Source organism: Flavobacterium sp. UBA5153 (assembly GCA_002413745.1).
In the GTDB taxonomy this organism is placed as follows: domain Bacteria; phylum Bacteroidota; class Bacteroidia; order Flavobacteriales; family Flavobacteriaceae; genus Flavobacterium.
This window is the reverse complement of sequence record DHXP01000018.1, coordinates 175,027-185,919: the sequence shown is the minus strand read 5'-3', so window position 1 is coordinate 185,919 and position 10,893 is coordinate 175,027. Positions and strand designations below refer to the sequence as shown.

10 protein-coding genes and 1 tRNA gene are annotated in these 10,893 nt (G+C 35.2%); 4 read left to right on the top strand and 7 right to left on the bottom strand.

Going from position 1 to position 10,893, the window contains the following annotated elements; genetic code table 11:
- Window positions 1-27: 27 nt before the first annotated feature.
- Both B2145_RS04435 and B2145_RS04430 read right to left on the bottom strand, forming a co-directional pair.
- Window positions 28-183: a DUF559 domain-containing protein gene (locus tag B2145_RS04435; RefSeq protein WP_291098775.1), complete on the bottom strand. Its 156-nt coding sequence runs from the start codon at window positions 181-183 to the stop codon at window positions 28-30.
- Window positions 184-342: 159 nt separating this feature from the next.
- Window positions 343-822 carry a hypothetical protein gene (locus tag B2145_RS04430; RefSeq protein ID WP_291098762.1) on the bottom strand — a complete coding sequence of 160 codons (480 nt, stop codon included), beginning with the start codon at window positions 820-822 and terminating at the stop codon, window positions 343-345.
- Window positions 823-905: 83 nt separating this feature from the next.
- Between B2145_RS04430 and B2145_RS04425 the strand changes: the two genes are divergently transcribed.
- From B2145_RS04425 to B2145_RS04415, 3 genes are all read left to right on the top strand, one after another.
- A complete protein-coding gene (locus B2145_RS04425) occupies window positions 906-1,112 on the top strand; it encodes a helix-turn-helix domain-containing protein (protein ID WP_291098760.1) in 207 nt (68 codons plus the stop codon).
- Between the two features lie 63 nt (window positions 1,113-1,175).
- Window positions 1,176-2,564 (top strand): McrB family protein, encoded by a 1,389-nt coding sequence (locus B2145_RS04420; protein ID WP_291098757.1) that lies wholly within the window; start codon window positions 1,176-1,178, stop codon window positions 2,562-2,564.
- A complete protein-coding gene (locus B2145_RS04415; protein ID WP_291098754.1) occupies window positions 2,561-3,937 on the top strand; it encodes a hypothetical protein in 1,377 nt (458 codons plus the stop codon). The genes B2145_RS04420 and B2145_RS04415 overlap by 4 nt, the downstream gene beginning before the upstream one ends.
- Window positions 3,938-3,963: 26 nt before the next feature.
- Here B2145_RS04415 and B2145_RS04410 read toward each other — a convergent pair whose 3' ends face one another.
- Window positions 3,964-4,200 (bottom strand): hypothetical protein, encoded by a 237-nt coding sequence (locus B2145_RS04410; protein WP_291098751.1) that lies wholly within the window; start codon window positions 4,198-4,200, stop codon window positions 3,964-3,966.
- A 286-nt stretch (window positions 4,201-4,486) separates the two neighbouring features.
- On the opposite strand from B2145_RS04410, the gene B2145_RS04405 reads away from it, so the two are divergent.
- Window positions 4,487-6,088 (top strand): L,D-transpeptidase family protein, encoded by a 1,602-nt coding sequence (locus B2145_RS04405; RefSeq protein WP_291098748.1) that lies wholly within the window; start codon window positions 4,487-4,489, stop codon window positions 6,086-6,088.
- 60 nt (window positions 6,089-6,148) lie between these two features.
- On the opposite strand, the gene B2145_RS04400 is transcribed toward B2145_RS04405, so the two are convergent.
- The 4 genes from B2145_RS04400 to B2145_RS04385 form a co-directional block, all read right to left on the bottom strand.
- Window positions 6,149-7,615 (bottom strand): glycoside hydrolase family 130 protein, encoded by a 1,467-nt coding sequence (locus tag B2145_RS04400; protein WP_291098745.1) that lies wholly within the window; start codon window positions 7,613-7,615, stop codon window positions 6,149-6,151.
- Window positions 7,616-8,163: 548 nt separating this feature from the next.
- Window positions 8,164-10,278, bottom strand: a complete 2,115-nt coding sequence (locus tag B2145_RS04395; protein WP_291098742.1) for a prolyl oligopeptidase family serine peptidase — start codon at window positions 10,276-10,278, stop codon at window positions 8,164-8,166.
- A gap of 223 nt (window positions 10,279-10,501) precedes the next feature.
- The gene (locus B2145_RS04390) at window positions 10,502-10,705 is read right to left on the bottom strand and encodes a GIY-YIG nuclease family protein (protein WP_291098739.1); all 204 of its coding nucleotides are present in this window, start codon (window positions 10,703-10,705) and stop codon (window positions 10,502-10,504) included.
- Between the two features lie 110 nt (window positions 10,706-10,815).
- A tRNA-Ala gene (locus tag B2145_RS04385) sits at window positions 10,816-10,889 on the bottom strand.
- Between the last annotated feature and the right edge of the window lie 4 nt (window positions 10,890-10,893).

Below are 10,893 nucleotides of genomic sequence, written 5' to 3'. Positions count from 1 at the left end.
TGAAATAACTAGCGGTATTAAAAAGTGTCAGGATTTCTTTGGATTTTTGGACTTCAATACAATCTCTGCTTGGATTTTGGCAATGCATTCCTCCAGATTTTTTTCTATTTCCCCACTCCAAAAACGGAGCACTTTCCAGTTTTGTGATGCCAAGTAGTTGTTGACCTCAACATCTCTTTGAATGTTTCGTTCGATTTTCTTTTGCCAAAACTCCGTATTGGTTTTGACGCGGTCTTTTTGGGTTTCCCAGTCTTTGCCGTGGAAGAATTCGCTGTCGACGAAAATGGCAATTTTGAGTTTTTTGCCAAAATATTTTTTATTTATTTACGAATAAAATATAAATTATGATGCGTTATTATTGAGGATTTCAGGATAGACAGTATCGAAGTAGCGTTTAAAAGCATTACAAAGTAGTCCTTTGTCAAGTTCAAATAATTCCTTTCTAATATCCCAATCTTTTATGTATTCTTCATCCTTTTCGCAGATTTTTTCACCGGCAAGCTTTCTGGTTAAGATGTCGCTTAGTAAAACACTGTCGCAAGAATAATATTTTGGATAGTATTTTTCGATGAATGCCCAATAATCAAATTTGTTTTCGTCTTCTTTTTCTTTATTGATTTTTTCTTCGAATTCTCTAATCACTTCAAATTCTAATCGTCCCATAGCTTCCCCAATCCCTTTATAAAAGGCAATTCTCTCTGCTTTAGTTTCAAAAATATATTCCTTTACGTTTATGATTATTTCATAATCGGTAAAAGATTCATTTTTATGAAACTTTTTTACTTGGTCTTTTCCAAAGATTATTTTAGCGTGAAAACTCATTGTTTAAAAATATTTATCAAATATAAAGAAAACCGGACTATACTCCGTTGCATTATAGGCCACATTTTGTAATATTTGTTAACATGAATATTAAGCAAAAACTCGGTCTAAAAATAAAAGAGCTCCGAAAAATTAAAGGACTTTCTCAAGAAAAGCTTGCAAATCTTGCTGAGATTGACAGAACTTACTTGCCAACAATAGAAAAAGGTGAAAGAAATGTTTCTATTGAAGTAATTGAAAAATTAGCAAACGCTCTTGATATAAAAATTAAAGACTTATTTGATGAATAGAGCTTACTATTCCAATTTCATTATAAATCTAGGTTACAATAACACAATACTTAAAGCAGAAAAATGATTATAGATAACATTAGACAATTTATAAAGGAAAAAGCAGAGCAATTTGGTGCCAAAGCTGAAAATGAATTCAACAAACCATACATAGAGCGCAATAATACTAAACAAGAAGCATTGAAAGATAACGGTGCATATTTTGGTTTTATTCATCCTGACGAAGATACTTCTGGTCCATTTCATGATTTTTCATTGACTATCTTTCCGAATGAGGTAAATAAACCATGGTTAGTTTGTTTAGGTATTGGTTCAAGTGGGTTTAAAAACGATTATGAATTAGCAACTTATCCAGGACTGCGAAGGTTATTTTTTAAATTAACTAATGAACGAGGTTATTGTAAATCTGATTTTTCTGATATTGAAACCAGTTTGCCAAAAACAATTACTGGAAATAATGATTTACAGCACATCAAAAACACTATTAAAACCTATACCAAAGTATTGCCGGTTTGCCAAATAGTAGATAATCCGGAAAGTAAAGAAGGGAAAGAAATAATTGCTGCTTTTGTTGCTGGCTATGCAAAACTAAGAGAATGGCCATCAAACAAAGAGCATAGAAAAGCAATAACAGAAGCTCTTGAACCTTTTTTGAAAACAGAGGAAATCGATGAAGCTGAAGAAATCGAAAGCTTGCTAAATGAAAGAAGATTTATTGTTTTACAAGGTCCTCCTGGTACAGGCAAGACAAGAACCTCCAAATTAGTAGCAGTAAAAATAAAAGCTAAAACATTTTTTACACAATTTCACGCTGAGACTAGTTTTTCTGATTTTATCTATGGAATTAGACCAGATGTTAGGAGTAAAGAATTAAGTTATATTGAGAATCTAGGAAGTTTTACCGAAGCTTTAAAATATGCCATAGAGCATAAAACTGAGAAAACGGTTTTAATAATCGACGAAATAAACAGAGCAAATTTATCTAACGTTTTGGGTCCAATATTTTATCTATTTGAACACAAAATGGAAGATTCAGATGTTGACATAGAAATTTACCCTGGCTTTAAGATTAATCAACTTCCAAAGAATTTTAATGTAATTGCAACAATGAACACTGCAGACAGAAGTTTAGCAGTTGTGGACTTTGCTTTAAGAAGAAGATTTGCATGGTACACTTTAAAGCCAAAACCAATTAATTCGAAACAATTTTATAAAGAAGATTTTAGCAGAATACAAGAAATATTTGATTGGTATGCAACAAGTAATGAACTTTCATTACAACCAGGACAAGGTTATTTCATCTCTTCATCGAATGAAGAAATGAATAATAGAATTAAGTATGAGATATTTCCATTAATCAAGGAATACTTACAAGAAGGATTAGTTAGAAATGCTAAAGAAGAGTTCAATAATTATTTCACAACTAGAATTAATCAATCACTTTTTGAATGAGTAAGCCTTTAGATGTTTTTTGTGAAATACCTTGCTTGACAGAAAAATCCGTTATGTTAAGTGGCGTTGCTTTGCAAAAAAAATGGTTTAAATCTGCTGATAAAAGAATTATAGGGCAGTATTTGCAAAAGTTTATCAACTACAATTCTGATAATTTTAGTTTTTTAGGTGTTCAGCCATACATTATTGGCACAGACCAAAACACTTCTTTGGCTTTTCGCACTTCAGAATTTATTGGAACCATTCCTTTAAGAGCTTCAGATACAGGCAAGCAGATTGGCGACTTTGTTGTAATGCCCAGATTTACTGGACGGGATAGATTTGAAGATTACATAGAAATTCTTAATCTTTTAGGAACCGAAATTAGTCCTCAAGTAATCGATAGTTTGCCATTAGCTTCTGGGAAGAATTTTCGGCCACCATTGTACTTGGAAGCTGTAAAATTCATTGACTCTCTTGAAATATTAATTAAAACCCCTTGGAGAAAATTTGATAATGTTGAAAAGATAACTTCTCAACCAACAGGACAAGTAAATTGGAATAAATATATAAATGAAGAATATAAAATTGAAAATCGGTTAAAATTTCCAACACGAAAAAATATTCTAAGTGAGTTTCATAAAGAGTATTCTGAAATTCGCTATGTCTTTGACTTATGTAAATTGGAACTTTTGTCTTCAAATACTCCACAAAGAATAAAAAGTTCGATTAGAGCTAGATTGGCATTTATTGACGAAAAACTTTATTTGCACAAACCTATTTCAACCAATAATATCGTTGTAAAATCTGCTGACAATCTGAAAGTTAAAAATTGTAAAGATCAGGCTAATAGAATATTAAATTTCAATTTCGTAGATAGCACGGCTTGGCGAGTGGACTTCTCTGATGTTTTCGAAAAGTTTATTCAATATATTTTTAAAGAAATTTCAAAGGAAACGGGAGGGCATTTATTTTCAAATTATAAATTTCATTCAAAAACCTCTAATCGATATTCTTGGGAATTAAAACATATTGAGCCAGATGCAATCTACCAAAAAGAAAATCTTATTGTATTTATTGATGCTAAATATAAATCAAACCTTTACAACAAATTTGACAAAAGCGAGAATTTGAAAGATGTTCATAGACATGACTTACACCAAATTATGGCTTATTCATCATTTAGCAAAACTGACACTAAATATGGATTTTTATGTTATCCTTCAGATAAAGTTGAAATAAAAAAAATTAGTTATAAGAATAATATAAATCAATCAACAAACAATATTTTTATATGCGGTATTCCTCTTAAGAAAGAGTTTATTCCTGATGTAAAAAAAGCATTAATGACCGAACTAAATAAAATTGAAATGAGTAATATTTCTAACAATTAATTATTAGTTTTTAACACCGTTTCTTGTTAATTGATTTCACAATTAATTTCGAAATACAAATTCTGAAGTTCCGCTTCAAGTTCTTTTAAAGAATATTTATGGTTTTCATCAAAAATTATTTTTTCATTAATATCAAAGTAATAATAATAATTTTCCCTTTTATAAATTAACCATGTACTAGTTAATATTCCTCTTCTTTTAGTAATTTGAAATCCACAAGAAGTTTTTTTATCCAACTGCAGAACAATTTCTTTAATAGTCATAATTAAATTATTTAAGTAAACCATAATTATCTATATTTTGACAATTACACAACGGTTTATGAGCCATCTGAAGTTAAAATCTGATACGCCAAAATTATAGTTATTCTAACAATTGACCTGCTTACAATTGTCATCATTATGAAATAATCCTAATTGCTAAAAACAAAATAACGCCAATCTCCCAATCAGCGTTTTTAAAAACCTCAACCAAAAAAATCAAACCCTCCAAAAGTTCCAATTCCCTTCGTTTTTTTGTATATTTATGGTTACAAAACCTCTTCTTGTCATGAAACGTATCCTTGTCGGTTTGGTCTTCTTTTTTGGCTGCTTTTTGTTGCTGGCACTTTCATGTCAACTTAAGTCCAAAGAGCCGGAAACAGCAACCAATGTCCAGACTCCTATTCGAGTGCACATTCAGGAATTTATTCCCGCAACTTTTGACAGTACCTTGATTGCTCCTTTTTTTTTAAAATATTCTAAGCTTAATTATCTAAAAAACGAAGTGGTACAACTTTACAGGGAACGCCATTACCAATATTTGTGGTATGACAGAAAGGGACTGAACGAATTTGCCAATTTGTTGTACGACAAAGTCAATAATCTGGACCAGGAGGGCTTGCAAATTCAGCTGCCTTATCAAGAAAAAATAACTGCTCTTCTACAAAATTCGGATACTATTGGGAAACCAAAAGTAGAGGCTGAACTGTTTCTGTCTTCGCTCTATTTTTTTTATGCCGATAAGGTATACAAAGGATTAGATGCTAAAAAAACGGCAGAATTGGACTGGTTTTTACCCCGAAAAAAACAATCTTATGCCAATGGATTAGACTCTCTGCTCCTGAATCCAAGCCTGATTAATAAACCCGAAAAAGACGTTTTAGGGCAATATTATTTATTGAAAGAAGCCTTGCAAAAATACCGCACCATCGAAAAAAATGGTGGTTGGGACTCCATTGTAATACCCAAAAAAATGAAATCCCTGAAACCGGGAGACACCTCCCAAGTAATCCTGCAAATACGAAAACGCCTCCTGATAACCGGAGAATTACACGCCGATTCTAAAGAAAACAAATACGACAAAGAACTCTTGGCGGGAATATTGAAATACAAAGAACACAATGGGTTCACTCCAGATTCCTTGCTGTTGCCCAAACATATCATGAATATGAATATTCCGGTAACTGAACGCATCAAGACCATTATGGTCAATATGGAACGCTGCCGATGGGTTTCGCCCAGTTTGACAAAATCTAAACAGTTTATCGTGGTGAATATCCCTTCCTTTAAACTTACTTTTTTTAAAGACGGGAAACCGGAGTTAATTTCTAAAGTGGTAGTGGGTAAGTCCATGAACAAAACAGCCGTTTTTAGCGGCGAAATGAATCAAATCATATTTTGTCCTTACTGGAACGTACCTCCCAGTATTTTGAGAAAAGAGATTTTACCGGCTATTGCCAAAAACAGCAACTATCTGGAAAAAAATGAAATGGAATGGTACGACGGCAGGGTACGACAAAGACCCGGACCAAAAAATTCATTGGGTTTGGTGAAATTTGTTTTTCCGAATTCACACACGATTTTTATGCATGACACCCCATCAAAAAGCTTGTTTAATGAAGACACCCGAAGCTTCAGCCACGGTTGCATTCGTGTGGCACGCCCCAGGGATTTGGCTTTACTGGTTTTGAAAGACGATGAAAATTGGCCTGTCGAAAAAATAGATGATGCCATGCAAGCCGGCGTAGAAAGAGCCTACAACCTGAAAACCAGAATCCCGGTTTACATAGGCTATTTTACCGCTTGGGTAAATCGTGGGGGTGAAATTCATTTTTATAACGATGTGTACAGCAGGGATGATCGATTAGCTGAATTGTTGCTTTCGAATTGATTTCCTTTTTCTTTTGGAATTATTTCTTGCCCAAAGTATTTATAATTATCTATCCAATTCTCATTTGCTTTTTTTCAAGGCATCAAGCAATTCAACCATATCCACCGTGCCATACGTAGATGAATAGTCTGATACGGCAAAGGGCAATATAAGGGTGTTGTTATGGATAATCGAACCGCAAGAATACACTACATTAGGCACATAACCTTCTCGTTCATCTTCACGAGGGGAAAGCAAGGGCTCGTCAAGTCTTCCAATTTCCTTCGAAGGATCATCAAGGTCAAATAACGAAGCACCCAGACAATATCGCCTCATGGGACCCACGCCGTGAGTTATAACCAACCAACCTTCTTCTGTCCATAGTGGAGATCCGCCGTTTCCAATTTGTGTAAATTCCCATGGATAGCGTGGCTTCTGGATGCAAATGGGGTTATTCCATTCTGTAGGTCGATCAGAATACATCAGGTAATTGTTGACGCCATCAATTCTGGAAAGCATGGCATACTTGCCCTTGATTTTTCTGGGGAACATTGCCAGGTTTTTATTGTGTGCGCCTTCACCACGTAACGGCATTACATGGAATGAATAAAAATCTTCTGTTGAAATAAGTTTTGGAAGTATGACATGTCCGTTATAGGCAGTATAGGTCGCAAATACTTTTTCTGATTTATCATCATCAACGAAGCGCACAAAACGCGCATCTTCAATACCGCGGCTTTCAGAATCCGATATTGGAAATATGACCCGTTCGGTGATATCGGAGTCATGTTTGAATTGTAAATCATAAAATGAATCTGCCAACCAGATTACTTCTTCAAGTGCGCTTCTCTTCTGCTGGCTGATCGATGGATCGTCCAAGACTTTACTTATCTTATTTTTTAATAAATGATATTCAAATTCTTCGGGTAGGTCTTGCAGGATCTTGGCGGAGTATTTATCCGGAGTATGCATTTCCTCCAATTTCCTGACAAATCTATTTTTGTTAAATAATGATTTGTGCACAATCTCTGCCTTATCAATGTTAGCGCCCATTTTCATCACCTGGAGATCGTTGTTCTTATCGAGGATTCCCCTTCTAAAAACGATTGACGAGATATGACCTTCTCCCGTGGCTCGGAAAGAAAGGATGATACGCTTTTCCCCTTTTTCCAAATATAATTGGTCGAAATCTTCAATAATGGAAGGGTTAAAAAAAGCAGCAGATTCAATGGCATACTCCATAGTACAATAGGAACCAATTAGCATTTTTCGTTCATCCGACAGACCGTCATAGTTGATCTGCATTCCTTCAATTATCCCCCGAATGTTTTCGCAATGCCTATAAAATATGCGTGAAATATTTCGATGCCGTCTGGCAAACTCACGAAGCGTATGCTCCAGTGTATGAATAACTTGAAATTCATCTAACGTCATTATACGGCTCACAATTTCTTGGGTTCGTTGATCGCCATTCATAAAATACCGGGCAACAACTCTGCTGGAATCAGGGGTAAATATTACATTTTTTCGGGTAACGGCAACTCTCATAGATATATTTTTAAATTATAATAAAATAAGTGAGGCTTTTAAATATAATGATAAAAAGTCTTTTAAATACAATATGTTCTCCGTTCTGATTCTGGATAAACTCTAAAGGGAGTAATGCGATTGAAACGAATTGCCAATCATTTTTTCATCCTATTACAGATGAGAAACCTCAATTCATAACCAATATTAAAGGTACTAAAAAAGTTTAAAATATGCACCAATTCCCTAATTTCTTAAAACGGACAAAACACAAAGATTATTGCCGCTATTTATAAATGAATTTTCTAATTTCTTTACCGTTTTTAGATGTATGTGATAAAGATTCGAAGGGTTCTGGAATCAGGAAAATAAGTTTGCATGTAGCTCAACAAAAAATAAAGTAAACCAATAATACATTAATCATACAAATAATAAAAAACGAAAAAACCATAACTACTAAAAACAGTAATTATGGTTTTTATTTGTGGAGAATACCGGATTCTAATCGGCTATCTTCCTGATTATCATCGGTATAACTCCAGATTTCTTAATTCCTCTCAATGACAGAATTACTGTTTCGGCAAGGCTTTGAATCCCATATTGTATAAAGTAAACGCCTGTATATCAACATTTTCCTGAATGGTTGCGGCCACAGATTTTCCGGCGCCATGACCCGCTTTTACATCGATACGTATTAAGGTTGGATTGATTCCGGTTTGTTTTTCCTGCAACTCGGCCGCAAATTTAAAACTGTGTGCCGGCACTACTCTATCGTCATGATCTCCAGTTGTGACCATAGTGGCCGGATAATGTGTGCCTTTTTTTACGTTGTGCACCGGCGAATAGCCTTTGATATACCCAAACATTTCTTTGCTGTCTTGGGAAGTTCCATAATCATAAGCCCAGCCTGCACCTGAAGTAAAGGTGTGGTAACGCAACATGTCCATTACGCCTACGGCCGGCAGTGCGACTTTCATCAAATCAGGACGTTGGGTCATGGTTGCTCCTACCAATAATCCCCCGTTTGAACCACCTCGAATGGCAAGAAAATCAGAAGAGGTATATTTTTTGGCAATCAGGTACTCGGCTGCCGCAATAAAATCGTCAAACACATTTTGTTTTTGCATTTTGGTTCCCGCATCATGCCATTTTTTTCCGTATTCGCCACCACCACGCAAGTTAGGCACGGCATAAATACCGCCGTTTTCCATCCAAACGGCATTGGCAATACTGAAACTTGGCGTCAGACTGATGTTGAATCCGCCATAACCATAGAGTATCGTTGGGTTTTTACCGTTGAGTTTCAATCCTTTTTTGTAGGTAATCATCATTGGGATTTTGGTTCCGTCCTTGGAAGTGTAAAAAACTTGTTTGGAAACATAGTTCTCGCTTATGAAATCCACTTTTGGTTTTTGGTACACCGCCGATTTTCCGGATTTGGGTTCCAATGCGTAAATGGTTCCCGGCGTAATATAATTGGTGAACGAATAATATACGGTTTTGTCTTTTTTCTTTCCGCTAAAACCCCCTGCCGTTCCCAGTCCCGGCAATTGGATATCGCGAACCAGTTTTCCTGAATAATCATATTGTTTGATTGCCGAAACGGCATCTTTCATATAATTGGCAAAGATAAAACCACTGCAAGTGGACGGCGACAAAACATTTTCGGTTTCGGGAATAAAATCTTTCCAGTTTTCGGGTTTTGGATTGTTTGCGTCAACCGTAACGACACGTTTGTTGGGCGCATTCAAGTCGGTTTCAATATACAATTGACTTCCTTCATTGTCAATGACATTGTTATCGCTGTTAAAATTATCCACAATGGTAACAATGGGACTGTTTGGTTTGGTTAAATCTTTGATGTACAATTCGTTTCCATAAGTGGAAGTGGATGCCGTGATGACCAGATAATGGTCGTCTTCGGTAACAGTACCTCCTACATATCTTCGTTTTTGGTCTGCGCCAAAGATGACTTGGTCTTCTTTTTGGGAAGTTCTCAGTTTATGGAAATACAATTTGTGTTGGTCGGTCTTTGCCGATAATTCACTGCCTTTTGGTTTGTCATAACTGGAATAATAAAATCCTTCATTTCCCTGCCAAGACAGTCCGCTGAATTTGACATCGACCAAAGTGTCTTCCACTATTTTTTGGGAAAGGGCATTCATGACGATTACTTTTCTCCAATCGCTGCCGCCTTCTGAAATGGAATACGCCATTTTGGAACCATCTTTCGAGAAATCCATTTCGCCCAAAGAGGTGGTGCCGTCTTTAGAAAAAGTATTCGGGTCCAGAAAAACTGTGTCTTTACCGGAAGCGTCTTTTCGATACAACACCGATTGGTTTTGCAATCCGTTGTTTTTGAAAAAATAAGCGAAGTCTCCTTCGGTAAAAGGAGCGCTTATTTTTTCATAATTCCACAGTTTTTCTAATCGGTCTTTCAATTCTTTTCTAAAGGGAATCTTCGACAAATAATCATAGGTCACTTTGTTTTCCGCTTTTACCCAAGCCGCAGTTTCGGCAGATTTATCGTCTTCCAGCCAACGGTATGGATCGGCAATTTTGGTATCGAAATACTGGTCGACTGTTTCTCCTTTTTTAGTTTGCGGGTATTTCACGTTATTGAGTTTTTGTCCAAATGAAGCTATTGTGGTTGTTACAACCAGTATTAGAATTATTTTTTTCATCAGAATCTATTTATAGTTACTACAAAAATAAACAAATTTGTGGGCTAAAAATAGGAAAACCCTTAAAAGTAAAAACCCCGTAAATCATGAGATTCAAGGGGTTTTCAGGTATTTTGTGTTTAAAAAAGTGGAGGGAATGTGATCAAATCCATAACTTTCCTGATTGTCATCGGGATGCTTTAGCTCTTACTTTCTATCAAACTTTCAATATATTTTCTGCTTTTCATTTTTTTGATTTGCATTTCTCTTCGATAACTTCACTTCTGGAAACGTAAGTTTCAGCATATTTTAATTCCCAATCTTTAGCAATTTTAGTGTATTTACTTCTACTATTTAAATGACCTTTAAGTCGTTCTTGAATGTTTTGACAAGAACCAACATAATATTTATCAATAGTTTTTGAATAAATGATATAAGTATAAAACATAGAATGGAAAAAATGTTTGAAATTCGATTGTAAAAGTTCTTCAAAACAGCAAACCAAAGTACAAATAAAATACAAACAAAAAACCCACTGAAATCAGTGGGTTTTTATTGTGGAGAATATCGGATTCGAACCGACCACCTCTTGCCTGCCAGGCAAGCGCTCTAGCCAAATGAGCTAATCCCCCAATA